The 23,105-nt window shown below is 40.5% G+C and carries 27 protein-coding genes; 10 read left to right on the top strand and 17 right to left on the bottom strand.

Annotated elements, in window-relative coordinates; all coding sequences use genetic code 11:
- Positions 1–13: 13 nt before the first annotated feature.
- On the top strand, positions 14–148 hold the full coding sequence (locus FIS9605_RS46095) for a hypothetical protein (RefSeq protein WP_269321035.1): 135 nt from the start codon (positions 14–16) through the stop codon (positions 146–148).
- Positions 149–263: 115 nt separating this feature from the next.
- Here the strand turns inward: FIS9605_RS46095 and FIS9605_RS0113575 are convergent, their stop codons facing one another.
- The 3 genes from FIS9605_RS0113575 to FIS9605_RS0113565 form a co-directional block, all read right to left on the bottom strand.
- Positions 264–1,523, bottom strand: a complete 1,260-nt coding sequence (locus tag FIS9605_RS0113575) for an FAD-dependent hydroxylase (RefSeq protein WP_026733074.1) — start codon at positions 1,521–1,523, stop codon at positions 264–266.
- Positions 1,524–1,767: 244 nt separating this feature from the next.
- Entirely contained in the window at positions 1,768–1,950 is a 183-nt protein-coding gene (locus FIS9605_RS0113570) for a hypothetical protein (protein ID WP_026733073.1), read from the bottom strand.
- A gap of 446 nt (positions 1,951–2,396) precedes the next feature.
- Positions 2,397–2,699 (bottom strand): hypothetical protein, encoded by a 303-nt coding sequence (locus tag FIS9605_RS0113565; protein ID WP_026733072.1) that lies wholly within the window; start codon positions 2,697–2,699, stop codon positions 2,397–2,399.
- Positions 2,700–3,123: 424 nt separating this feature from the next.
- Here FIS9605_RS0113565 and FIS9605_RS0113560 point away from each other — a divergent pair, with 424 nt between their 5' ends.
- The 3 genes from FIS9605_RS0113560 to FIS9605_RS0113550 all read left to right on the top strand — a co-directional run bounded on the left by FIS9605_RS0113560 (position 3,124) and on the right by FIS9605_RS0113550 (position 4,415).
- Positions 3,124–3,423, top strand: coding sequence for an RNA recognition motif domain-containing protein (locus FIS9605_RS0113560; RefSeq protein WP_026733071.1), 300 nt, complete (start codon positions 3,124–3,126; stop codon positions 3,421–3,423).
- 161 nt (positions 3,424–3,584) lie between these two features.
- The gene (locus FIS9605_RS0113555; protein WP_026733070.1) at positions 3,585–3,890 is read left to right on the top strand and encodes a P-II family nitrogen regulator; all 306 of its coding nucleotides are present in this window, start codon (positions 3,585–3,587) and stop codon (positions 3,888–3,890) included.
- A gap of 207 nt (positions 3,891–4,097) precedes the next feature.
- Positions 4,098–4,415 carry a hypothetical protein gene (locus FIS9605_RS0113550; RefSeq protein WP_026733069.1) on the top strand — a complete coding sequence of 106 codons (318 nt, stop codon included), beginning with the start codon at positions 4,098–4,100 and terminating at the stop codon, positions 4,413–4,415.
- A 110-nt stretch (positions 4,416–4,525) separates the two neighbouring features.
- On the opposite strand, the gene FIS9605_RS42655 is transcribed toward FIS9605_RS0113550, so the two are convergent.
- The 13 genes from FIS9605_RS42655 to hpsA (FIS9605_RS37010) form a co-directional block, all read right to left on the bottom strand.
- Positions 4,526–4,666, bottom strand: coding sequence for a hypothetical protein (locus tag FIS9605_RS42655; protein ID WP_155960415.1), 141 nt, complete (start codon positions 4,664–4,666; stop codon positions 4,526–4,528).
- Positions 4,667–4,718: 52 nt separating this feature from the next.
- The gene (locus FIS9605_RS0113545) at positions 4,719–5,474 is read right to left on the bottom strand and encodes a YebC/PmpR family DNA-binding transcriptional regulator (protein WP_026733068.1); all 756 of its coding nucleotides are present in this window, start codon (positions 5,472–5,474) and stop codon (positions 4,719–4,721) included.
- 252 nt (positions 5,475–5,726) lie between these two features.
- Positions 5,727–6,572, bottom strand: coding sequence for a glycosyltransferase family 2 protein (locus FIS9605_RS0113540; RefSeq protein ID WP_026733067.1), 846 nt, complete (start codon positions 6,570–6,572; stop codon positions 5,727–5,729).
- A gap of 388 nt (positions 6,573–6,960) precedes the next feature.
- A complete protein-coding gene (gene hpsJ-B / locus FIS9605_RS0113535; RefSeq protein ID WP_026733066.1) occupies positions 6,961–7,797 on the bottom strand; it encodes a hormogonium polysaccharide biosynthesis protein HpsJ in 837 nt (278 codons plus the stop codon).
- 566 nt (positions 7,798–8,363) lie between these two features.
- A complete protein-coding gene (locus FIS9605_RS0113530) occupies positions 8,364–9,002 on the bottom strand; it encodes a TIGR04282 family arsenosugar biosynthesis glycosyltransferase (RefSeq protein ID WP_026733065.1) in 639 nt (212 codons plus the stop codon).
- A gap of 33 nt (positions 9,003–9,035) precedes the next feature.
- Entirely contained in the window at positions 9,036–9,668 is a 633-nt protein-coding gene (locus FIS9605_RS0113525) for a prepilin-type N-terminal cleavage/methylation domain-containing protein (protein ID WP_026733064.1), read from the bottom strand.
- A 60-nt stretch (positions 9,669–9,728) separates the two neighbouring features.
- Positions 9,729–10,694: a glycosyltransferase gene (locus FIS9605_RS0113520; RefSeq protein ID WP_026733063.1), complete on the bottom strand. Its 966-nt coding sequence runs from the start codon at positions 10,692–10,694 to the stop codon at positions 9,729–9,731.
- A 122-nt stretch (positions 10,695–10,816) separates the two neighbouring features.
- A complete protein-coding gene (gene hpsE, locus FIS9605_RS0113515; RefSeq protein WP_026733062.1) occupies positions 10,817–11,779 on the bottom strand; it encodes a hormogonium polysaccharide biosynthesis glycosyltransferase HpsE in 963 nt (320 codons plus the stop codon).
- A 50-nt stretch (positions 11,780–11,829) separates the two neighbouring features.
- The gene (gene hpsE, locus FIS9605_RS0113510; protein ID WP_026733061.1) at positions 11,830–12,816 is read right to left on the bottom strand and encodes a hormogonium polysaccharide biosynthesis glycosyltransferase HpsE; all 987 of its coding nucleotides are present in this window, start codon (positions 12,814–12,816) and stop codon (positions 11,830–11,832) included.
- A 200-nt stretch (positions 12,817–13,016) separates the two neighbouring features.
- Positions 13,017–13,715, bottom strand: coding sequence for a pilus assembly FimT family protein (locus FIS9605_RS0113505; RefSeq protein ID WP_231510319.1), 699 nt, complete (start codon positions 13,713–13,715; stop codon positions 13,017–13,019).
- Positions 13,716–13,775: 60 nt separating this feature from the next.
- The gene (gene hpsC / locus FIS9605_RS0113500; RefSeq protein WP_026733059.1) at positions 13,776–14,768 is read right to left on the bottom strand and encodes a hormogonium polysaccharide secretion pseudopilin HpsC; all 993 of its coding nucleotides are present in this window, start codon (positions 14,766–14,768) and stop codon (positions 13,776–13,778) included.
- 22 nt (positions 14,769–14,790) lie between these two features.
- Positions 14,791–15,426, bottom strand: a complete 636-nt coding sequence (hpsB, locus tag FIS9605_RS0113495; protein WP_026733058.1) for a hormogonium polysaccharide secretion pseudopilin HpsB — start codon at positions 15,424–15,426, stop codon at positions 14,791–14,793.
- A 93-nt stretch (positions 15,427–15,519) separates the two neighbouring features.
- A complete protein-coding gene (hpsA, locus tag FIS9605_RS37010) occupies positions 15,520–18,198 on the bottom strand; it encodes a hormogonium polysaccharide biosynthesis protein HpsA (RefSeq protein WP_051469989.1) in 2,679 nt (892 codons plus the stop codon).
- Positions 18,199–18,244: 46 nt separating this feature from the next.
- On the opposite strand from hpsA (FIS9605_RS37010), the gene FIS9605_RS46590 reads away from it, so the two are divergent.
- The 6 genes from FIS9605_RS46590 to FIS9605_RS45185 all read left to right on the top strand — a co-directional run bounded on the left by FIS9605_RS46590 (position 18,245) and on the right by FIS9605_RS45185 (position 20,574).
- Positions 18,245–18,487: a hypothetical protein gene (locus FIS9605_RS46590; RefSeq protein WP_442854701.1), complete on the top strand. Its 243-nt coding sequence runs from the start codon at positions 18,245–18,247 to the stop codon at positions 18,485–18,487.
- Positions 18,488–18,526: 39 nt separating this feature from the next.
- A complete protein-coding gene (locus tag FIS9605_RS45205) occupies positions 18,527–19,390 on the top strand; it encodes a recombinase family protein (protein WP_231510318.1) in 864 nt (287 codons plus the stop codon).
- Entirely contained in the window at positions 19,362–19,538 is a 177-nt protein-coding gene (locus FIS9605_RS45200) for a hypothetical protein (protein WP_231510317.1), read from the top strand. Before FIS9605_RS45205 ends, FIS9605_RS45200 begins: the two co-directional genes overlap by 29 nt.
- A 13-nt stretch (positions 19,539–19,551) precedes the next feature.
- Positions 19,552–19,893 (top strand): hypothetical protein, encoded by a 342-nt coding sequence (locus tag FIS9605_RS45195; protein ID WP_231510316.1) that lies wholly within the window; start codon positions 19,552–19,554, stop codon positions 19,891–19,893.
- Positions 19,869–20,063 carry a hypothetical protein gene (locus FIS9605_RS45190; RefSeq protein WP_231510315.1) on the top strand — a complete coding sequence of 65 codons (195 nt, stop codon included), beginning with the start codon at positions 19,869–19,871 and terminating at the stop codon, positions 20,061–20,063. The genes FIS9605_RS45195 and FIS9605_RS45190 overlap by 25 nt, the downstream gene beginning before the upstream one ends.
- A gap of 103 nt (positions 20,064–20,166) precedes the next feature.
- Positions 20,167–20,574 (top strand): hypothetical protein, encoded by a 408-nt coding sequence (locus FIS9605_RS45185; RefSeq protein ID WP_231510304.1) that lies wholly within the window; start codon positions 20,167–20,169, stop codon positions 20,572–20,574.
- A 21-nt stretch (positions 20,575–20,595) separates the two neighbouring features.
- Here FIS9605_RS45185 and hpsA (FIS9605_RS37000) read toward each other — a convergent pair whose 3' ends face one another.
- Entirely contained in the window at positions 20,596–22,692 is a 2,097-nt protein-coding gene (gene hpsA, locus FIS9605_RS37000; protein WP_035139788.1) for a hormogonium polysaccharide biosynthesis protein HpsA, read from the bottom strand.
- Positions 22,693–23,105 lie beyond the last annotated feature (413 nt).

Genomic DNA, 23,105 nt, shown 5'->3' with positions numbered 1-23,105 from the left:
CTGAAAAAAACTCATGCCGGTCAAGGTCAAGGTTGTGGTCAAGGTCGGTGATCTTGTCGTCAAGGTTCGTGTTTTGGTCAAGGAGGGCGTCGGCGTTAAGGTCAAGGTTGTAGTCAAAGACCAATCCAAAATTGAACAGGTAGGTTAACCATGATTCGACTTGGTGTCTTCGTGTCTTGGTGGTTAATAAAACTTACTTTTTGAACCACAAAGACACAAAGACACAAAGAATTTACAGGAGTAGAGGCGTAATCTGGAAATACTCAGCGTTGTGCTAATTCAGGAGTACGCCCTTTTAAACCGATCATCAACTTGAGAGTATATACTCTTAACACTGGCACTCGCCCCACAATCCATAAACCCAGGCGACGAACTAGCATCACAGGCAAGAAACTATTAGAAAATATCCTGTCTAACAAGTCAGTAAAACCTAAAATGGTCAGGTTCTCCCGCTGACGCCAACGTTCGTAGCGTTTGAGGATTTGAATGTTGCCAATATCTTCACCAGCTTGATGGGCTTGTTGTATTACCTGTGCCAAAGCTGCTGCATCCCGTATGCCCAAATTTAAACCTTGACCGCCGACGGGATGACAATTGTGTGCTGCATCTCCTACTAAAGCCAATCGGTGTAAGGCATAGCGATCGCTTTGCATCAGTTGCACCTGAAAAATAAAGCGATCGCCGAGTAGTTCCAATTTGCCCATCCGATCGCCAAAACGGCGAGTTAATTCTCTTAAAAATTGCTCATCATCCAAAGCACACAGGGCTTTTGCTTCCTCGTGGGGGGCAGTCCAAACAATCCGGCAGCGATTCCCTGGCAAAGGTAAAATTGCAAATGGGCCGCTAGACCAGAATTTCTCGTAGGCAGTGTTGTTGTGAGATTTCTCTGGTTTGACAAATGCGACAATACAAGATTGCCAATATTTCCAGCCTCTGGTTTTAATACCAGCAGCCTGACGAATGGGCGATCGCGAACCATCAGCAGCCACCAATAATTTGCTGCGTACTGTCCGCAATTCCCCTGCCACTTTGATATCTATTGCTACTGTATCTTGGTGGTAATGCGTACTTACCACTTCCGCCGGACACAGATAAGTGACATTCGGGCAGTCTTGAACAAACTCCCGCAATGGGTACAACAGCGCTTGGTGTTCTGCTACATAGCCCAAATCTGTTGTATTGATATCTGCTGCTGTAAACTCTACTACATCTGGATAATCGGCATCAGAAAGGCGGACGCGACGGTAAATTTCAATCTGGGGCAATATTTTGTCCCAAACTCCAATGCCTTGGTAAATTAGCGCCGACAGCATGTGTACGGCGTAAGCTTGTCCCTTAGTTACCGCCGCCGATTCTACTTTCGCTTCAATCAGCAGCACACTCAACCCAGAATATTTTAAAGCAGAGGCTAAGGTCAAGCCGATGATTCCGCCGCCGACAATGACCAAATCGTAATCGTATCCCCGTTTGTCTGTAGCTACTTGGCTTGGGGAAACAGTTTGTGAAAGCTGTGCTTGCGCCATTGTTAAGACAAATTACAGCATTTTAATTATTATTTTTACGCGATCGCGTTGTAGAGGGCAAGCTTGGAGGAGTGGGAGAGTGCGAGAATAATTATGGGAGCATCTCACTTTTTGAGGTGGCTCAAACAGATAATAATCCATTGAGCCTGATCGGCAGCAGCGTCGGGAGTATGTCACGTAAGCACAGCTCGGAGCAAGGACTTGAGGCACGTTTTTTCGTTTCCCACGTCAAAAGCTAATAAAGCTATTCATCTTCGTCTCCTGACGGTCGTTCGCTCCCGCTTTGTTGGGCATTCCACTCCAAAACAATGCGCTCCAACATTTCAGACTGCGTACAGTTATTAACAGCGGCGTACATTTTAATCAACTGTCTCACTTTCGGGCTAATGTAGCGTATCTCTAGTTGGTTACTTTCTGCCATGTCCATTAACGGTTGCTATCTATTACATATGTTGAACTATTTAACTGTGTCTGTTGCAATAAGCTTTGTTAATAGTGACCACCTACTATCGCCTGCTATCCCCAACATCGCCAATACTAAAACAACACAAACATTGAATTAGTGTTGCCTGCATGTTTGCACAACTCCCTGTACTACGAACACCCATCAAAAGCCAAAAGCATTTCATAGAGATTCGCAATCGGTTCGCCGAATTGGAATGTTGCCCCAAGCAAATTAACGCCTACAAGTACTATTTGATACTGTTAGTCAAATTACTACAAATTAGATATAAGAGATGATACAGACGCTAAAATTATTAATTTGTCGTTGACCGTTTAAAGTGGCAACACGTCTGTAGAAGGCTTTGTAATACCTTCGCCAACCGCATCAACGAAGAGATTTTAAATACTAAAAATAAAACAACTTTAGTTTTATCCATCTAAAGTAATAAGGCTAGAGTGAGGGTTATCCTGGACGCTACTCACGCAAAATTTAATATGGTCACGGATAGCCCGCTCATAAATTATAGTCTGCTTTGTTCGTATTCCTACAGGCTGATATACCAAGTTAATTTCGGGAAACTCGCACCAAGACATCAAAAAAATATCTCTAGCGGGAGTAGTAATTTCATAATTATTCTCTTGTTTTTTCTTCTGAAGCCTACAATTATTTAGTCGTAATTTTTGTCTAAATAATTTTTCAAATTCTGGAATGAGATTTGAAGCGGTTTTCATATTTTATACACGTTTAAACGTGTTATTTAGGAAAAGAATATCTGGGGATGTTACTAAGTATAACACTTCAGCTACCTATCATAACTTTTTTCAAAAAAGCTCAAATTGATTATTCGCCTTAAGTGCAGTTCGCGTCGCTATCTCCACAAGCAAATTCTCTGGGCGCATTTAGATAACTTTGCACATGAGTTACTAAAGCACCTAGCATCTCTACTACCTTCAAAACGCATATATCATTGTGTAGATATGTAATGCTTTTTCCAATCTCCCCCTAAAAGTTGACTACTATGTCATAATAGGAGATGAGAGTTAATTCGGTTAATAGTGTTTGTTTTTAGTATTAACAGGGTTTTTGTTTTTGGTATTTACAAACTTTTCTCCGAAAATTAAATCTCTACACATTTATAATTTCGGAGACATAATTATGTCAGTTTATGTAGGTAATCTTTCTTACGAAGTTACAGAAGATAGTCTGAATGCTGTGTTTGCAGAATATGGTTCTGTCAAGCGGGTTCAGCTACCTACGGATCGTGACACGGGTCGTTTGCGCGGCTTTGGTTTTGTGGAAATGGGTACAGATGCTGAAGAAACAGCTGCCATTGAAGCTCTTGATGGTGCTGAGTGGATGGGTCGTGATTTGAAAGTAAATAAAGCTAGACCTAAAGAAGAAAGAGGCTCGTTTGGTGGCAACCGCAGTAATTACGGCGGACGTAACCGTTATTAAGCTTTGCAGATTTAGCTATTTGAGCTAAGCCGTTAGTCCACAAATTAATTTGATGTAGTAGGGGCTCAGGCATTTCTGCTTGAGCCTTTTTGACTCAGAATTTGGACTGTGCGTTGAAAATTTAAGGTTTAGAAGCCAAAACCCATTCACTGGAGTTCTCTATGACAAACTTAGGCTTTCCTGTCCAACCTGCCGTCCTGATCACTATTATTGGTGAGACAGTACTCAAAGACCGTATTGTTAAGCTACTAAAAAGCCACAGTGTAAGCGGTTACACCATTAGTCAAGTACAAGGTGAGGGCGGGCATGGAAGACGCTTGGCAGACTTAGCAGGCTACAACACTAACATTGAAATTAAGACTATTGTTTCACTAGAAGTATCTGATGCTATCCTTTGGGCACTGAAAGAGGAACAGGGTAAGCACGCCTTAATCGCCTTTCGACACAATGTAGAAGCCTTCTATTAATTAGCCCTTTTTCATCAGTTTCGTTTTCTGAACCAACAACTTTTTAGCTGTTCAAATTTTTAGTGAGTCTTCACTTAGGTTGAATTAACACAGTAGTTTCGGTTATCAACTTAACAAATCTTTTAAAGTCCAACTAGTCTTTAGGATACAAGTACAAATATCCATAAAAATCTATATAAATTTTGGCAACTTAACCCAGGATAATTAATGTTAGACTTCAACACCTTGACAGCATTCTCAAGCACTTACTGTATTGGCATTTGTGCCTTTCTAATTCCAGCCAACCTGATTGCTACCTCATCGACAATAATTATCACATTATTGGGTCGTCCGGCTATTGAAATCTGGCAAACTGCTGGAATTGCTAGTTTCTTTGCTCTATTGATGATACTACACGTATTTGCTTGGTTCATGATGGGAGTGGTGATGGCTCCCACATACATTTTATTGGGACTAGGAAGCATCTGCTTGTTGGCCAATTTAAGAGCGATTCTGTCACACAGACGCTTTGCTTTGTGCACATAACTAAGATACGGTTCGCTTATATTCTAGGTCAGCGCTTGGCAGCTAAAGCCACGAGGGGTTCAAGCGACAATGTTGGGAATTAATATACCGTGGTATGTAGCGGTACATTCTCACCCTTTAGCTAAAGGGAAATATTCGTAATGCGATCGCCATTCATAACGTGTTAGAGAGCAACTCATGCCTGTTCGGCTGTTACGAAACAGCGCACCAAGCGCTGCATGGCGGAGTTGAGGAAGCACAAAAGAGAGCATCCGACTTTGGCGAAAACATCAAATATATTTTTTCTTAACTAATGACTAATGACTAAGCCATAACAGCCATTAGTTGTTCTGGCATTTCAAAATTAGCAGTGACGTTTTGGACATCATCCAAGCCTTCAAGGGTATCAATTAATTTAAGCAGCGATCGCGCCTGATCTGGATCGCTGACTTCTACGTTGTTACCTGGAATCCAGCGCAATTCGGCATCACTAACCTGAAAGCCATTTTCTTTTAGGGTTTGGTTGAGGTTTTCTAAATTTGTCACCTCAGTGAATACCTCAGCAGTGTGATCTTCTGTCATTTCATAAGACTCGGCACCGCCTTCTAGGGATGCTTCTAAAAGCTTTTCTTCGTCTTCTACTCCCTCAACAGTACAAACACCTTTTTGAGCAAACATCCAGCTAACGCATCCTGTTTCACCAAGATTACCGCCATTTTTACTAAAAGCTGCACGCAAATCAGCTGCTGTACGATTGCGATTATCTGTGAGGGCTTCAATTAAGATCGCAACTCCTCCAGGCCCATAACCTTCGTAACGAATTGTTTCCAGTTGAGAACCATCGCCTTCAAAAGTACCCGCACCTTTGGCGATCGCTCTTTCAATATTTTCATTAGGTATGCCAGCTGCTTTTGCCTTTTCTATTGCCGTGCGAAGTTGAAAATTCCCTGCTGGATCTGGGATGCCACTTCTGGCAGCAACGATAATCGCACGCGAAAGCTGAGTGAATGTCTTACCCTTTTTTGCATCCACTACTGCTTTCTGGCGTTTAATATTGGCCCATTTACTATGTCCTGCCATACTTTGAATCGGTCAACTCTGTCTGTTCAAAAATTAAGATACACCTATCTCTGGCATAGAGACGCCAAGTTGTTATTCTTTGCGCCCGTATGCGAAAGTTCAAAAAAATCTCTATGATAATTGTGCAACGCTATTTACAAACTGCCAAAAAATTTAAAAAGTCAAGAGTCAAGAGTCAAAAGTCCAGAGTCAAGAGTTTTTCACTAATAACCATTGACTATTGACCATTGACTAATGACTAATGACTAATGACTAATGACTAATAACAGTATCTAAGCTGGGTGTGGGCATATGCTTCATTTCCCAGACTTTGAGCAAAATCAGATACTCATAGAATGCCTGCAATGTACACCAAGCCAACCCAGCGCGTCCATCCAAGCAACCACCCAAAATAAAGTACATATACAAAAAACGTAGCAGGGGTCTGGCGGGTAAGCGCAAAGACAAATCTTTCAAAGCGCGGCGACGTTCAACTTCTGAACTACCAAAGAACAAATGCCACCAATTGACGTTTCCATTTTCTAGTTGATATAGGGTTTCTCTGGCTTCATCGCTGGAATAGCGGTTATGTTTTTCAATCCAGCGGTTCAAACCCTTACTACAAGTGTAGTGAGGATAGGTTTCTTTTAAAAAGCTTGTTGCCCCGTCGCAAACTTCTCGTTCCGTATGACCGTAATCTGCAAACCAGACTTTACCGTGATGGAAAAGACGCAGTTGGTAGCGAGGATATTGCGTACTGCGGCGAATCCAGGTATTCATGAAAATGACGCGCTCGGCAACATAGTAGCCGATATAGTTTGGATTGTGAATTGCCTGTTCGCATTCAGCGAACAGTTCTGGCGTCATGCGTTCGTCAGCTTCAAGAATGTAGACCCATTCGTATTTCGGAGGTATATTTTCTAGCATCCAGGTGCGTTGACGGCCGTGGCTTTCAAAAGCGTGTTGAACGACGCGGATAGGATAGTGACTGGCAAATTCCACAGTGCGATCGCTACTGCATGAGTCCACAACAATAATGTCATCTGAGAGCATTGCTGACTCAATACAAGCAGATATATCTAGTTCTTCGTTATAAGTCAATATGTAAATTGAGAACATTTCAAACTCATTAATAGCATCAATAAATGTTATAAATAATTCTATAAGCTACGTAAATACCGCATACCCATCTTTAATAAAACCTAATCCGAAATTTAAAATCTCAAATCAAAAATCTATAGAAGTGGCAGTATGAGAATCTAGTAACTTTGTGTATAACATACTGCCTTAGTACAACATTGCATAAGTTCATGGCGAAATTTTAGCACCAAGACTCCGCGCCCCTTTGCGTTTACCTTTGCTCACGAGTGCGCTTTAAATCGCTACGCTTTTACGCAAAGCTGTACTTAGATATAACGAGCTAGTGCAGTACGGCGAAAATAACCAGACAGCTAAACTATGACCAAAAATTTGATTTCATAGCTGTTATTGCCTTCTGCCTTAAGAACTAACGTGCAGTAGCTTTGCCTATATTACCTTGTGCAGCACCCATAGTTCTTAATCCTGTCCAGCCGATGATAATGTATCCGATGGACAATAACAAACTGCTCATCCCAATTCGCAGTCCAGATTTCCATGCTCTTTCTTTAGCTTGTTTTTCAGCTTCTTCCTTATCCTGACGAATTTTCTGGAGTCGCTGCTTGGCAAGTTGCTCCGGATCGCTTTGCTGGGCAATAAATTTATCTAGTTCTTGGGGATTTGCTTTAGCCTTCTTGAGTAGGTCTTTTACAGCAGGGGGAAGGTTAGGATTATTAAGTGCTTGCTGATATTTCTGCTCATCTTTGAGCAGTTCGCTAAATTGAGCTTTAACTTGGTTTTTCTGTTTTTCTAACTCCGCTTTGATTTGTTCGTTACTCAATTGAGCTTGCACTTGTGATAGCTGGTTTTGCAGTTGGGTTTCTGCTTGTTCTGCATCTTTGTTGATTTGCTCTACTCTTTGAACACTAGCTTGACGTACATTGTTGAGGTGCAGAGGAAAAATTAGCAAGAACATCAAACCCAAGATACAGGATAATACCAACCCTGGGAATCTTAAATCTATACCAGACGGGCGACCATCATTAACAGTATCAGCCCAATACCCACCAAATAACATAGCCAAACCCACCAAGGGCACAATTCCTCGATCAACCAAAGCTGTTGCCAACTCTATTTGCCATAGACGATTGGTTGGTTGGAAAGGAAACAACAAAATCACGAAGTCAAGCAAAAAGGACAAAATTAAAATTATCCCGACCACCTTCAGTGTACGGGCAGCAGTAACAGCAGCAAAATTGTTATTCATACATCATCTCGTACTCAGTAAGAATGAGTGACTATTCTATGTCAAATTTCTTGAACGTTCCAATTTCTGAGGGATTGTTGAAAACCCAGAGTTTTGGGTGATTAATTATTTTTCTTGTCTTTGTCAATACACCACGGTAACACTTACGGATACTAGTGTCTTCCGGAAAACCTTAGTGTTAGTTGATACTATATGTGTAGGTAGGGAGAGTAGATACTAGAGCATCGATTCAACATTCATGAATTCTTGGTGCGGTAAGACAAGGGAGAAGGGGAAGAAGACGCGGGGACGCGGAGAGTGGGAGACGCGCTTAATATGAATAAAAGGCTCTCCTTGTCCTCCTTTTCTTCTCTTCCAATTTGAAGATTACTGAATTGGTGTTCTAGCCCTTTGGTGGTGCAATCCTAAACAATAAATTTTCTTGGTGTCTTGGTGTCTTTGTGGTGAAAAAATAAATTTTCTTGAACCACCAAGACACTAAGACACCAAGTCGAATCAGGAAAAACCTAGAGGCTGGATAATTGACAACCAACGACCAACAACCAACAACCAACGTTTTCTCATCTCTACTCCCCAGCAATAGCTTTTTCCCAAATTAACAGATCCTCTGGACGGTCAACATCGGCTAATGTCGGCAAGTAAATTATTGATAAATTAAGTTGATGGGCAATGTCTACAGTTTGTTTTAATACTTGAACAGTTCCCCAATTTATGTTAATGAATAATTCTGGAACAGGACGCCGCAAACCAATCAAGTAATAACCACCATCAATTGCTGGGCCAAGCACAAGGTCACATTGCTGGAGTTCTACAAAGGCTTTTGCGAGAATCTGGGCATTAACACCAGGGCAATCAGTGCCGATAATGACTACAGATTGTGCGCCTGCAACAAAAGCATTCAAGAGCGATCGCTCCATCCGCTTCCCTAAATCCCCTTCACCCTGAGACTGATAAACTAAACCAATCCCCAACCAATTTTGCATCAGTTCAAAATTGCCACCAGCAAACCGCACTTCTACAGAAACAGTAGTTGTCTTTTGCAATTGTTGAACCTGAAATAGCGTATGTTCAGTCATTTGGCGCTGGAGTTCAGCAGCACCTTCAGTTCCCAAAGCGGGTATGAGTCGCGTTTTTGTCTTGCCTGGTTCCGGATAGCGAGTAAAAATAATCAGGTGCTGTTTCGCGATTTTTGGTGATTTCACCACGGAATTTCTTGTGTAAATTCAACCAATAATATCTTAATAGCAGTATTTATCATTGTTGTTGGCTTGGGTATGCTCTTTTCCCATTCGCATCGCCCCTAAAATCGTCGAAACGTAGACACAGCGTTTGGCTTTACCACCGTTTTGACTGTACAAGGTTATCTGTCCTAGTGCTTGTAGTGATGTATGGAGACATTCATTTCCAACTTCATAAACGGGACAACCTTGGTAGTTAAAAATCACTCGCCAAGCTTGTTGTGAAGATTGCTTTCGTAAAGTTGTCTCGTATTTACCTTTCTTGTTTTGTTCTTGATCGATGCGAATATTTTTATCAAAGTTATGCCATAGCTTATCGTTGGCACTGACACCATCAGGAATGAATTTACCTGCTTCAGCTTGATGAACTGTCCACTTAACAATACCGTTTTGTTCGCGAAAGCTAGCTTGCCAGGTCAATTTTTCCTTGATTGCTTGGCTTTGGGCTTGGCGCATGGCGCTGTAGACTTCACTTTGAGCAGCGTTGAGGCGTTGAATGTCTACAAAAGCCAGCCAGTTAGGTAGGGCGATCGCAGCTAATATACCAATTGCTAAAATTACTACCAGCGTCTCCAGCAGCGTGAAGCCGCTAATAGAGCTATTTTTAAAAAAATTTTTTGCATAATTAGACATATAAAAACACACCAGGATATCTATTTTTATTTACTGGTAGGTTTTCGATTCTCCGGATATTTATGACTTATTCAGTTTCTTCGTTTTCGTCTTTATGCCAGTTAATAATGCTGTCGATAAATTAGAGGGTAGTATCATGATAAATACTATTTTAAATAAGAGTTTTAACGTTAATTTTGTACTATATATTCTTGAAGAATTGTTGATGACATATTTCCATAAAAATCTAGCCGCAGCTAAACCTTTTCGTCGATTGAATGGCTTATCCATTGCTTTACAAGTCAGGTATTTGTACAGGTTAGTAAGGCTCTGTTTGCGAAGATGTTGTAAATCTTTTGAACTACCATTATACGCCTTATCAAGTACTTTCAGGCAGGCTTTTTCTTGTCTGGCAAGATTAGAAGACAGGGAATTAGAACTTTTTCGATATAGTATCTGAACTTTAGGTACAGCAACGAAACTGAATTCTCTTGCTAATCGCAGCCACATATCCCAATCCTGACCGGCACTCAAGTTTTCATCAAATCCACCTAATTTAATTAGAGCCTCTTTACGAATCAAAGGATTAGAACCATTCTCTAAAAAATTGTTCACTAATAGCTGTTCATACACATCTCCATTTGCATTAATATGTGTGCCTGCAAGCAAGAATTCACCTTTCTCATCTATATAATCAGTCCAACTATAAGCAACACTTGTTTGAGGGTTTTCTTGCAATGCCTTCATCTGACTAGCAAGTTTATCAGATGTCCATAAGTCATCTGCATCTAAGAAACTAATAAATTCTCCAGTTGCATGAGCCAGACCAAGATTACGGCTAACATTTGCCCCCTGGTGAGGATAGGAAAATACTTTTATCCTAAGGTCATGAAATTGGGAAACTATATCTAATGTTGAGTCAGATGAGCCATCGTTAATTACAATTAACTCATAGTCTGTCAAAGTTTGTTCCAAAACCGATTCTATTGTATATTTAATAGTCTTCTCGCTATTGTAAGTTGGGATAATTATAGAAATAAGTGGCATGATAATAATTAGAAGAGTGTTCTAGCATCATTTACAAGTACTAAGGTGAATCAAATCGAAGTTAAAATAGTAATAAATGACGCCAATATTTTTGGAATATTAAACTTTCAATAATGGCTTGTTCACTTCCATATCAGTGTTTTTAAAAAATAAAAAGGACTTAGCATACTACTCAAGTAAAATTCCATTTCCACAAGTGCGATCGCATCATTTTGTAATTGCCTCCTATACTTAATAATATGCTGTAATAATCGACGCAAGTTACCCAGAATAATTCTAAGGAAGATTATTGGTTTTTGCCAGTTTTGAGCATTGATCAAGCGCAGATGACAAATACACAAACCACAACCACGAGCTAAAGATAGTAAATAATCGTTTTTTAATCGCCAATGTGGAATTTGATGATAAGTATGCATGGCTGGATTGTACCAAATTTCCCAGCCTGCCTTGTGTATATAAAGCAATGGTTCATAATCATCACCCTGCACCATTTTCCCTGGAACTTTTCCGGTTAAAAAGGGACGGCTAGGAACATTATCACACCAGACTTTTCTACGAATAACAAACGCTGCTGCTGGAGGAAGACTTAAATTTATTGGATCGTATAAATTTGGTTTTTCTCCGCGTTCTCTTATAGCCAAAAAGCTTTGGATTCTAGCAAAATTTTCTGGTGGCTGGATTTCAAAATCACCGTGTATTTGACCACCAAAAGCTCCCGCGTGAGGATATTCTTTGGCAAAAGCAACAGCTTGTACAATCCAATCAGATGCAGGTAGATTATCGTCATCTAAAAACCCAATCAGCTCACCTTTAGCTTCACTTACAGCACGTAATCTTGCAAAGGCGGCTCCTTGTTCGGTTTCCAGAAAATACCTTAACTGACAATTAATCTGCCAATTAGTTTGGTAATTACGAATCATTGCGGCTGTGTTGTCGGTACTATTATTATCAACAATAATAATTTCCCATTTCAGGTCTTCTACTCCAATTTGTGAACATAAATTTTCCAATAGATTAGGTAATAATTTTTCCCCGTTATACGTAGGAATTGCTAAAGTAAAATCTAAGGGTTGATTCTCAATCATATTTCAAATATTGATTTCTATTATGTATTGATTATTGATATTTTTCTTACTCAAGATTGAGAAAAAACTAATAAATAATCATGAAATAATCTTTTTGCAATCAGATAGAAAGGGCTGAACAAACTATTAACTAAAAGTTCCATTTCACAGGAAACAATTAAATCGCTTTGAATAGAACTTCTATACTTAAGTAAAATAAGTGTAATTTTGCGTAAGTCATTGATAAAATACCCCAGACTCGCTAGAGGTCGTAACCAAGGTTGCGTTCTGAGCATACGGAGGTGATGACGACTTAAGCCAACACAGCGAAATAAACGAATTAAGTATTCTCTTTGCAAACGCCATGCTGGAATTTGATGGTAAATATGCATTTCTGGGTTATACCAAATTTCCCAACCACCCAACTGAATATGTAGCACTGCTTCTAAATCTTCACTTGCTAACAGTGCTTCTCTACCCTTGTGATTTAAAAAAAGACGTTTAGGAACTGTTTGACACCAAGCTTGTTTACGAACAACCAAGCCAGCTCCTGGAGGTAATATCTTTAATTGTGGTTCGTATCTATGAGGTTCTGTACCCCGTTCAGTGATGGCTAAAAAACAAGCTATCTTCTCAAAGTTTTCTGGAGGTTCAACTTCAAAATCACCGTGAACTTGGCTACCATATGCTCCTACATGGGGATGCGCTTGCCCAAATGTATACGCTGCTGCCACCCAGTTGGATGCTGGATAATTATCATCATCAAGAAAACCTATAAATTTACCCTTAGCTTTCTCAACTGCCCGTTGTCTAGCGTGTGCTGCTCCTTGTTGAGCTTCAAAGCAGTACTTTAAAGAATAAGGGCATTGCCAATTTGCTTGATAAGTCTTAACAACATCGGCTGTATTATCAGTGCTGTTATTATCTACAACAATAATTTCCCAAGAAAGATGTTCGGTATTAATTTGATTTTGCAGTAGATCTAATAATTTTGGCAAGCGACTTTCACCGTTATAAGTTGGTATGGCTACGGTAAAATCTAGGTATTCTTCATTCATAATCAAACTTATTTATTAATTATTGATAGAAAAAGTAATTAAATACTTAAATGTGATATTACTATTTGTGTAGCTAGCACATCATTAGAATTCTGGTAGTTACCAAAAATAAAAACTGCACCTAGTAAATCCAGTTTGCTTTCTGAGTGCGATTTCATCTTCAGTATTTATATTGAATTTTGAGTAAAATTGTACAGAAACTATTCACATTCTTTATCTTTTGCTGTACGCATTCCACCAATGAGAGTATCTAAAATCACGCATCGCCTAACATTTGTAGCTTCATAACTTCCGGTTTTAGGAGTAGCAACAGCGATTTTGAAACCAAGTTGATCTGAGGAACCACCGGCAGTTCCCAAATTCACATCAGGAACAGTTCCCATGTAATCAAAAGTGATAGTCCCACTTCCTGATTTTTGATAATCGACTTTTGCAGAGGCTTTTTTGTTAGCACTAGTGGCATCTTCCTGAAATTTAGTGTCAAGGTTAGTATACAAAGCTATTTGACCTGATTTAAATCCCATATCTTCACCTAAATTCTTCCATCCAGAAGCAGGTGGAACCTTACCATCATGAATTAATATTTTGGGAATCCCGTCTTCATGTTTAAAGCTCACACTATAGCTTAATTTTTTCTTCTTAGCTTCTCGCTGGGCTTCTTGTAGTGCTGCTAAAACAGCATCGTTAGCTTTATTTACCCTCTGTCTGTTAACAAAGGCAAACCAGGTAGGGCTAACTATTGCTGCTAAAATTCCTACCATGAGTACTACAACAATAATCTCTATTAAGGTATAGCCTGCATGATCTTGTCGATGGATGAAGACATCACATATAGCTTTTAGTTGTAGGTGTTTTAATCTTTTTATTAGTTTATGTGAATAATAGTTTTGTAACATCATTAACTTGCTTATACTTTGTATGCTAATTAATCTTGAGTAAATATTTATCAATTGAAGAGTCTACTTAGTGAAGATAAAACTACGTCCTTCAACCCTGACTTTTGCTTGTGGGAAATAAGTCAATTGGCTGGAGTTATAAATGATTTTATTTTCATCATTATTGAGACGAGCTAGAGCATTACCACGTAAATAAATCTCAGCAATACTTTTATTACTAGAACTTACCGACTGTATGCAAGCATAGAAGCCTGTTCTCTTAGTTGAAGTACTACTGGTAAGACTGGATGGCACAACGGCAAAGCCTGAAGGGCAAGTCGCATCTGGTGCTTTTTGTGTCGTTGTGGTTTGGTCAATAAAATCAACTAAAACAATTGGTTTTTGAGTGTAATCTTGATCTTTTAATTTTGTCCAGCCATTCATCTTTTCTTGTATTGTTTTACCATTTTGTGATAAATCCAATGGTTGAAAACCAACATCAGGACAGAGGCTAAACTTACTAGTAGTATCGTATGTTTTAGTACAAGTATTGCCATTAATATTGAGATAGCCATCTTTAATTTGAAATCTGGCAATGCGTGCTGCTTTAGACCAATTATCGTTACTATCTTTGATTAAATAGTAGGCAACTAATGAATAAACAAAGGCATCGTCTTTAAAATTTATCTCTTTCCCGCCGCTATCTTTTGTGTTGGTAATAGCCACTTCTGGAGCAAATTCTCGCTTCCAAAAGACAAGTACTGGTTCTCCACCTGTAACAGATGGAAGTTGAGATTTGATAGCATCCACACCTGTTGCATCGTAGATGTAAAAAGCCTGTTGTAAATCACGAGTTATAAAATCAGCAGCAGCTTGAATTTCTTGTTCAGAGTTTACCTTAGCTTGCTCTTGGCGATCGCTATCTAAAATATTGAGCATAAATCCTAGCAAAGGCGTGATGACAAGAACTGCCAAAATCATCGCCACTAGTAATTCAATAAGTGTGAAGCCGCTATTTTTTTTGTGCTGCTTCCATATTTTTAGCTGAGTACTTAACACCCATCTCAGTGTATTCATTATGCTTTCATTGCTCCTCTAATTATTTGCAACCACCAAGTCTTTGGCATAAAGAGCTATAGGAGGTTTGACCTTTGGCGATTTCAGTAGTCATCTCTAGTAGTGGTGCTTTACGATCGCCTATTCCACCCGTGAAAGTAGCTTGTTTAGTACTCTTTTTCAAAGCAGCACTACCTTTAAAACCATCTGCTCTGTAAATACGTAAAGTTAAGTTATAGCCGTTGTTAGCCTCAGAAGATTGGGAGTTATATCGAAAAGCTTGAATTACCAAATCTTTGGCACTAGTATCCGTACACTTGTTATCAGCATCGCCATCCACACAGTACAAATCTTTTTTCGAACAATAGTCATTTGCTGTGTTGCACGTTAAACTTCCTGCGGTCGGAACACTATATTGATCTGGAGTAGTAGTGATAGGGTTCGTGGCAGGTGGATCGGCAATGGTATTTGATTTCACACCATCAACATATGTTTTCGCTGCTATGGTTGCGAGTTCTACTCTTCTGGATTGCACGCGAGTTGCAGTTGAGAGAACAAGTACAGGTGCGATCGCTGCTAGTAAAATTGCTGTTACAAGTAGTGCTACTAGCGATTCAACAATCGTAAAACCAGCCTCACAAGAATGAGGAAGTAGTTTCTGCAATACGTGCAGTTTCATTGTCATTTTCTCCTTGCAATTGATGAGCAAAGCTGGAATTTATATTTGCAGAGGTGGACTTTACTCCAGACTTGCAACTATCAGAGAAAGAACTCAATTTGGAGTCACTGGACAAGTACTAGGACGTTCAGATGCAGGTAGCGCATATTTGGTACTTGTTGTAGTGGTAGTTTTTTTAGTTGAGTCGTAGATTTTGATATTGAATGCAGTATCAAAGCCGTTTTCTGTTGTATCTTGAACTGCACATAGCAAGGTTTGTACCCAGCGATCGTCTCGAGGAACTTCTCTATAGTATTCGTCAGGTGGATCTGTATTAGGGATTACAAAACGCTGAGCGAACAAGTCAGGGTTTTGAGACAGTAATGCTACATCAAAACCCCAATTCCGTTTAGGAGCCATGTAAAAAGGTGCTTCCCCGTATCCAGTACTATCAGTGTTGTAATAAACTCCTTGTCTTTCAGAAAATAGACTTTTGACATTAGGATTATCGTTAGCATCGGGTCTGGTAAATACTTGGAAAGGAGCTGTTGCAAAAATACTACGTTTAAACTGAATGAATGAACCTGTAATATTTGCGTTGATTGGATCGCTTGCACCACTAGCACCGCCATTATCCCAGCTTTCTATGAAGCGGACGAAATTATGCAAACCGCCGTTGTTTTCATAATATGGGTTGCCTGTATTTCCTACACGGGTAGGCGTATCACCCGCAGCAATAACCAAATTAAATGTAGTCTCCGTAGCCTTTGCCAGCCATCTGGTATATTTCACTCTATCTTTCTTGTTCTGGGGCTTCAAATTAGCATCTAACTCAACCAAGTCGAGATAAGTAGTAGTGTCTTTTATATTTTTATTAGGATTTTTGTTCAGTACGTGGATCTGCAAGATTGGTTCTAACAATGGCTGGTCTTTAGCGTTTAGAGTAGGAAATCTGTAAAAAAGACGAGTTGTGTTAGTGTATACTTTCTGAGTTGGTGGATTAGCTGTATCAGACGAGTTGACTGTAGTAAACCACAAAGCATTGTTTGCTTTATCAGGTATAACTCCTGAACTATCAATCTTACTACTCTTGATTCCTAGAGCGATGGGAGGATTGGTAATATTATTTGGATCTATCACATTGCCGTTTTGATCAACCAATTCACCACTAGAATTGCGTTTAAACGCAACCCGACGGGCGTATCGCTCATAACCTGTTGCAGCAGCTTTAGCAGTAGTACCAGCCATCAATTTAGTGGAGTCTGTATCTGATGGTGATAGATCCCATGAATGCTTGCTTAAATCACCATTATAGCCAACCACCCAATCATCTGGTTTTGTACATTCCGATACAGGTATCTTGAGACACATTTCCATAACGTACTCTGGAAAGCTAACTCGTCGCTGAATCGGTGTGACAAAGTTATTGAAATAAGAACTGTTGGGCGGAGAGCCACTACTGCCAGAATAGTCAGTGTCTGTAAAATTTCTAGAGGTAACAAAGTTATTATCCCAGAAGCCGTTTCTCAGTCGAGTACTACTCACATTAGCTGCATTGCTGGTATCTGTTTGGTTATTCCGCAGGTCATAATCACCCTCATCACGAAAACCTTCCTGGAAATTATTAGAAAGCACAGTGACAGCATCAGCAAGCACTGATGCAGGTCGCCAGGTTTCACCGGTGCTACACTTTGGAAGCCTGGGGTCTTTAGGACGACAAGCAAAGTCTGGATCGCGGTCAGAACGGGTGTAAAATTTGATATTGGGATCTGTGCCTGTTGTCCAATCGTCTGGAGAACTCAAAAAATCGCTGCCTTTGAATTCTTGCTTATTGTGTAGGTTAAAATCGCCTCTAATATATGCGGGCAAGTCTGTTGCTAAAATTAAGCCTTTTTCCTCTGGTCTGTAATCATTCTCACGACTAAGATCGCCGCCATTAATCAACATAATAGCGTTGGGGCGACGGTTTGGGTCTAGCTTGTAGTCAGTGGCGCTGACGTTAGAACTATTTGGATCGCTGCGATCTGCTCGTGCATCATCACGGGAGACGTAGATAATCCCACTGTTTGGCAGTAGGTATTCTTTAGACCAAGTACCAGTGATTGATTTTTTACGTAGCTTGTCTAAATCAATGACAGTGGCGCGAATTTCTAAGGGCTGACGCTGTTCGATTTCAAGATCGTATTTTCCTGTCGGTGTACCATTATCAATGGCTTTTATTTGTCTAGCGTCAAGAAAAGCTGTTTCTTTGATTGCACCATTGGGAATGACACTGCTATTAGTACTAAGAGTACCATCAGCAATTTGTATGGCGCAGATGCTGGAGTCAAGTGCAGACTGTTCTGACAAAGTCAGAGGTTTAGTTGTGGCCTTTTTCAGGGCTTGTCGCAGCAGTGGATTTACAAACTGACCATTGGGAAAGACTAAGTTTGCTTGATACTTCAAACGTTCTGTCAAATCAACACCTGTGTTTGTGACATCGTCAGCGCCAGATGCTGTGGTAAATAGCCCATCGCTATCTGTAGTTTGACCCCTGGTGATATCTTTGGCTGTAGTGCTAGAAACAGCGTAACTCACACCGTTGTTAGAGTGAGTACCGGCATTCACCTGTGCCATTGTGCCATTGACAATCGTGTTTGCGTTGGTTGGATTGTAGTAACTACTAACGCAAGCAATGGGTGTTTGGGTATCTGTTGCTTTTGTTTGAGGGGTATAGGGATCATTATTGTAGTGATAAACGAAACCATTACTTAATGCCCATCTCAAGAACCCATCAGCAAACTTAACTGACATAGAAGTAACTGATGTGATGCACCCACTATTTGGGCGAAGGTTTGCAGTGATATCCATATCAACCCCGCCAAGTGGTGAGGGTCATGCGGTAGTAGCCTATCGAGGTCATATGCGCTTACGCATTCCTTTATCAGCAACCCAATTAGCTCTCCCAAAACAGTATTTACGTACTAAGCTCACATTAGAGAGTGTGACTGAGTTAGTCACGTTAGCCAAACAATGTGAGGTTTTATGTCAATCCCACCCCGTGAGATCTGGGAACGCCTCACCCCAGCACTCCAAGAAGTAATCACAGACGAACTACAAACCGTCTTCCAGGAGGTAATTTATGAGTACCTCAGAGCTAGTAACACTCCAACACCTGAACCGCAAAGCGATAATCTACATTCGTCAGTCTACCCCACATCAATTAATCAGCAATCAGGAGAGTTTGCGTCTGCAATACGCTCTGCGTCAGCGAGCTATAGAACTGGGCTGGTCGGATAATAACATTGAGGTAATTGACACTGATCTAGGTATTACCGCCGCCAGCGCAGAACAGCGACCAGGCTTTAAAGAACTGTTAGCCCAGGTAACTTTAGGATTAGTAGGGATTATCCTCTCTTATGATGTTACTCGCCTGTCACGTAATTGCTCAGATTGGTATCCCTTGCTGGACTTGTGTGGTTACAGAGGTTGTTTGATTGCTGACAGAGATGGGGTTTATGATCCAAGTAGTGCCAATGGTCGATTATTGTTGGGACTCAAAGGACAAATTTCCGAAGTAGAGTTGCATACGATTCGTTCCCGCTTAAGTGCTGGGATTCTTAGCAAAGCCAGGCGTGGTGAACTGGCACTCACCTTACCTGTGGGTTTGGTTCGTGATGAACTGGGAGTGGTGCAGAAAGACCCAAATCGTGAGGTGATTAACCGAATTAACTTAGTGTTTGAGATTTTTGGGCAACGTAAGTCAGCTTCCAAAGTGTTGCAGACGTTCAACAGTGAAGGGCTGTTGCTTCCACGGAGAAATCGCTTTGGTGATATTTTCTGGCGCAAGCCTAGCGTGGCAAGTATCATCTCAATTCTGAAAAATCCTGCCTACGCTGGTGCATTTGTATATGGACGTACACGTACTCTCAAACGTGGTTTGGTTTCAAATCAGCCACAACAAAAAGCAATTGCCAATGGCCGAATGGAAAATCCGAGTCAATGACGTATATCCAGCTTACATCAGTTGGCAAACCTACGAGCGTAATCAGGCACAGCTTATGGATAATTATGCTGAGTATGACCGCAATAAAACTCGTGGTATCCCTCGCCCTGGTGCAGCATTACTGCATGGGATAGTTTTACTGTGGTGAATGTGGTCACAAGATGGTTGTCCAGTACAAAGGCGCAACCCGCTATATTTGTAACTCCTTACGGCAGCAGTATCGTGTGCCTGTTTGTCAGTATATTCCTGCTGATGCAATTGATGAGTACGTAGTCAATGCCTTTTTAGAAGCTTTGTCAGTTGTAGAGCTAGATGCTTATCACAAAGCTGTCAAAACCCAACAGCAGTCTCAAGAGACAGTGGAACGAGCGCACTCTCAACAAATACAACGTTTACAGTATCAAGTAGCACTAGCAGAAAGACAGTTTAACCGGGTTGACCCGGATAACCGATTGGGAGCGGCCGAACTAGAACCGCGTTGGGAAACGCTTTACGCGAACTAAAACTTGCCCAAGAAAACTATGCTCAACGTCAGCAGCCTCAAACAGTAGATACCCTACCAAAAGAACTCAAAACTGCTTTTATTAACATTGGACAAAGGCTCCCTGAACTTTGGCACAGTGGCACCTTGACACAAGTGCAAAAAAAATCTCTGCTACGCCTGCCTCATTGATAAGGTCGTCATTCATCGTGTTGCACGTGATACAGTTCGCACTCGGATTATTTGGAAAGGTGGTGACACTACTAATGTTGACCTGCCAATCCCAGTTGGTTCATTGGCTGAACTCACCAATGCCCAGGAATTGGAAACTCAGGTTGTTAGTTTGAGCCAACAAAGTATTGATGACCAAGTTATCGCTCAACAACTGACGGCACAAGGTTATCGATCGCCACTATGCAAAACTCTCCTGCCCAGTACAGTCAAAACTATCCGGCTTAAACATCATATTTTTCAAAACCGTAGCCAGTCTCATCCCCGCGAGATTTCGGGTTATCTTACGGTTCCTCAAGTTGCCCAGTCTTTAGAACTTTCACCCCACTGGATCTACGATCGCATTCATAACGGAACGATCGCCATTAGCAAGGATGAATCAACCGGGCTTTATCTGTTTCCTAACCTTCCCGATACACTCTTACAATTCCAAAAGCTCAAAGCTGGAGAACTCCAGAACTTGCGTTTTTGAAAGGAGTATCAAGATGCCCAATCAAACTGCAGTAGCACGCATCACTAAATGACCACGCGATGTATTGCTTGGGTTGCTTGGATCGGGAACGAGCATAGGCATAGCATCCGACCAAACCACAGGAGCTTTATCTTCTTTTTCTGGTGTATTGAGATTATCCGCAGGCTGCAGGGGTGTTGGTAAGAAAGAACCTGTTTTCATGTATATACCTGCACCGGTTATAACACGGAGACCACCCACAACATCAAGATTGTCAGCGCGGGGTGAAGCGGCTGCGTTTTCCCAAAAACCGTCACGTCCTGTTACACCCAAGTCAGCTAATTGTTTTACGCGAGTGGTGCGGGTACGAGTCTTTTTGCTGCTATTCCACTTCACACCAGTGATTTCTTGGAGGTTATTCTCTCCTACAAATTCTTGTTTTGTGTTATCCCATCTGAGTTCAGGGAGGTTATTACCTGCCAGTATGCGATCGCCTATCTCATTTTCTTTGACAGGAGTTGTTTCTACTATGTCAGGATCTGTAGCAGGTAAATTTGTTGTTTTTAATGTCAAGGTAGTGTTGGTATCTGTAGGATATATCCATGCATCTGGTGGTCGCAGCTTATTATTACTACCACTATTTTCAGTTCCTTGCAGAACATCAGCTTCAGTGTAGCCAGTAATGCCAGATGTCCCAAGAGGTACTTCATTAAATGGTACACGTCTGGTACGCTTGCGGAAGTAAATTTCTAATTCTTCCCGTCGAACTTTATCAGAGTCTAAGTTGGGGTCACTAGCTATGCGTCTGGCTATACTATCTTTGACCTCTTGGGGGTCATAATCTTTATTTCTAGCAAATTGAGCGTTTACCAACAGGTCTATACGTTGGGCGTAAGCTTGACTGTTATAGGCAACTTGGTTTGGGCCATTTGTATTGGATGATGCATGTTTTGATTCAAGCTGTTTTTTAGTTGGTAAATTATTTTCATCAAATAGATCTATTTCAGTTGGATTTTTATAATTATTAGAACCTGCTATAGCAGAGTTAGTAGCAACATTACCTCCAACAATAATTTTGCCATTTTCTCGCTCATAGTAACAGGATTTAAAACTGCTGACTTGAAATAACCTGATATCTTGAAAACTTTCCCCCGTGAAGAAATTACTATTAGTGAATATACGTCCATTCAGATAAAATTGTGGACCAGGTGTAATATCTAAGTCGTCCTCATACACTACAGCGTTATTCGTAATAGGCAACTGAATTCGGTCTTGTTGCATTTCTATGGCTGAAAAGCCTCTGTTTCCTTTAGATTCCTCATAACCGTCATTCAAACTATCTTTATTTGTTTTTGTTATAGGAACAGTGACTGCGTAGACAAAAAAGCTTTTCTTCAATTCACCGGTAGGTGTTTTATACCAGCCAGAACTACCTACCAAGCTGGCGCTAGTTTCACCTGCAGCATCACAAGCATTGCTTGATAAAGGTGCTGTTCGTCCATCAAGAGGACTGCGTTGGCGGGCAGGGTTAGCACCAATATAAGGTGGATTTCGGAAGTAAACAGCGTAGAGGGTAAAGCTATCAAATTTGCCATTATTATCGGTATCAACAGGAAATTTCCAAGCTGTCTGTAGTATTTCTTTTTCTTCTAAAGTTCCACTTGTAGGTGATTCAATGTCTTTATCTTTGTCCAGGTCGTAAGCTAAAGTCAGGGGAGTTTCATCGCCCAAAGTGTAGACATTTAGCTTAGAAAATAAGGTGTTATAAAGTGTGGCATTAGATGGAACGGCTCTCGGCAATGTTGGGTCAGCAAATAATTCGCTAATTTTCGCTTTAGCACGTTCTAAAGCAGGGGTAGCAGCTTTAATAACTACTTCATTGACACGAACATTACTAGCATTTTTAGCCCTCTCAAATGACCTAAATAAAATTGCCGTGGTTAACAGCACAACTACTAGTGACACCATTGCCACCGTTGGTAAGACGAAACCGGAGTTAACCCAATCTGTTTGCCTTCTAGTAATAAAGTATGTTCTTACGAACCACAACAATTGCTCTTTAATTGTTGATTGAGATTGCTGGCAAAGTGTTTGACTGTATTTTCTGATTACCTTGACTAATTTGCTATTCAGATACATAGCCACTTCCTCGTCAAGTATTTATGAACAAGTTTTTAAAATTATGATGTTATTGAAAAGATGACTGATCCAGCGTTTGCATGTCAGTTTTCAAATTAATTGAATGTAGCGATCGCATATATTTTGAATACAAAAACAGGCGCTATCTACACAATCAATTCCTACCAATAGTTATATTTTTTGTGAACTGATCAGACTTTCCGGTAAATCTTTCATTACCTCTGAACTATTAATTTATAGCCTACAAAGGATAGTAACGCCATAATTTCGCAAGCAATCAGTAGAAACAATTGTTTAGTCATATGTGAAATCTTAAAAGTGGTTATGAGTAGAGTAAGCTTATAGTACCCACTTAGTTTGAGAAACTTATCATACTCAAAAAGTTATTAAATACTTAAAAGCCCCTCCATGTG

Source organism: Fischerella sp. PCC 9605, from assembly GCF_000517105.1.
In the GTDB taxonomy this organism is placed as follows: domain Bacteria; phylum Cyanobacteriota; class Cyanobacteriia; order Cyanobacteriales; family Nostocaceae; genus PCC9605.
Note: the sequence above shows the minus strand (reverse complement) of the source record. Positions and strands in the feature narration are given on the sequence as shown.

Bases quoted from the DNA above. Each gene is read 5' to 3' on its own strand.
- hpsA (WP_035139788.1), bottom strand. From the start codon at position 22,692: ATGTATCTGAATAGCAAATTAGTCAAGGTAATCAGAAAATACAGTCAA.
- FIS9605_RS42655 (WP_155960415.1), bottom strand. From the start codon at position 4,666: ATGCTCTCTTTTGTGCTTCCTCAACTCCGCCATGCAGCGCTTGGTGCG.
- FIS9605_RS0113545 (WP_026733068.1), bottom strand. From the start codon at position 5,474: ATGGCAGGACATAGTAAATGGGCCAATATTAAACGCCAGAAAGCAGTA.
- FIS9605_RS45205 (WP_231510318.1), top strand. From the start codon at position 18,527: ATGAGTACCTCAGAGCTAGTAACACTCCAACACCTGAACCGCAAAGCG.
- FIS9605_RS0113540 (WP_026733067.1), bottom strand. From the start codon at position 6,572: ATGTTCTCAATTTACATATTGACTTATAACGAAGAACTAGATATATCT.
- FIS9605_RS0113525 (WP_026733064.1), bottom strand. From the start codon at position 9,668: ATGTCTAATTATGCAAAAAATTTTTTTAAAAATAGCTCTATTAGCGGC.
- hpsB (WP_026733058.1), bottom strand. From the start codon at position 15,426: ATGAAACTGCACGTATTGCAGAAACTACTTCCTCATTCTTGTGAGGCT.
- FIS9605_RS0113520 (WP_026733063.1), bottom strand. From the start codon at position 10,694: ATGCCACTTATTTCTATAATTATCCCAACTTACAATAGCGAGAAGACT.
- FIS9605_RS45200 (WP_231510317.1), top strand. From the start codon at position 19,362: ATGGCCGAATGGAAAATCCGAGTCAATGACGTATATCCAGCTTACATC.
- FIS9605_RS0113575 (WP_026733074.1), bottom strand. From the start codon at position 1,523: ATGGCGCAAGCACAGCTTTCACAAACTGTTTCCCCAAGCCAAGTAGCT.
- FIS9605_RS0113505 (WP_231510319.1), bottom strand. From the start codon at position 13,715: ATGATGTTACAAAACTATTATTCACATAAACTAATAAAAAGATTAAAA.
- hpsE (WP_026733061.1), bottom strand. From the start codon at position 12,816: ATGAATGAAGAATACCTAGATTTTACCGTAGCCATACCAACTTATAAC.
- FIS9605_RS0113555 (WP_026733070.1), top strand. From the start codon at position 3,585: ATGACAAACTTAGGCTTTCCTGTCCAACCTGCCGTCCTGATCACTATT.
- hpsJ-B (WP_026733066.1), bottom strand. From the start codon at position 7,797: ATGAATAACAATTTTGCTGCTGTTACTGCTGCCCGTACACTGAAGGTG.
- FIS9605_RS45195 (WP_231510316.1), top strand. From the start codon at position 19,552: ATGGTTGTCCAGTACAAAGGCGCAACCCGCTATATTTGTAACTCCTTA.
- hpsC (WP_026733059.1), bottom strand. From the start codon at position 14,768: ATGAATACACTGAGATGGGTGTTAAGTACTCAGCTAAAAATATGGAAG.
- FIS9605_RS0113560 (WP_026733071.1), top strand. From the start codon at position 3,124: ATGTCAGTTTATGTAGGTAATCTTTCTTACGAAGTTACAGAAGATAGT.
- hpsA (WP_051469989.1), bottom strand. From the start codon at position 18,198: ATGTCAGTTAAGTTTGCTGATGGGTTCTTGAGATGGGCATTAAGTAAT.
- FIS9605_RS46095 (WP_269321035.1), top strand. From the start codon at position 14: ATGCCGGTCAAGGTCAAGGTTGTGGTCAAGGTCGGTGATCTTGTCGTC.
- FIS9605_RS0113550 (WP_026733069.1), top strand. From the start codon at position 4,098: ATGTTAGACTTCAACACCTTGACAGCATTCTCAAGCACTTACTGTATT.
- FIS9605_RS0113570 (WP_026733073.1), bottom strand. From the start codon at position 1,950: ATGGACATGGCAGAAAGTAACCAACTAGAGATACGCTACATTAGCCCG.
- FIS9605_RS0113565 (WP_026733072.1), bottom strand. From the start codon at position 2,699: ATGAAAACCGCTTCAAATCTCATTCCAGAATTTGAAAAATTATTTAGA.
- hpsE (WP_026733062.1), bottom strand. From the start codon at position 11,779: ATGATTGAGAATCAACCCTTAGATTTTACTTTAGCAATTCCTACGTAT.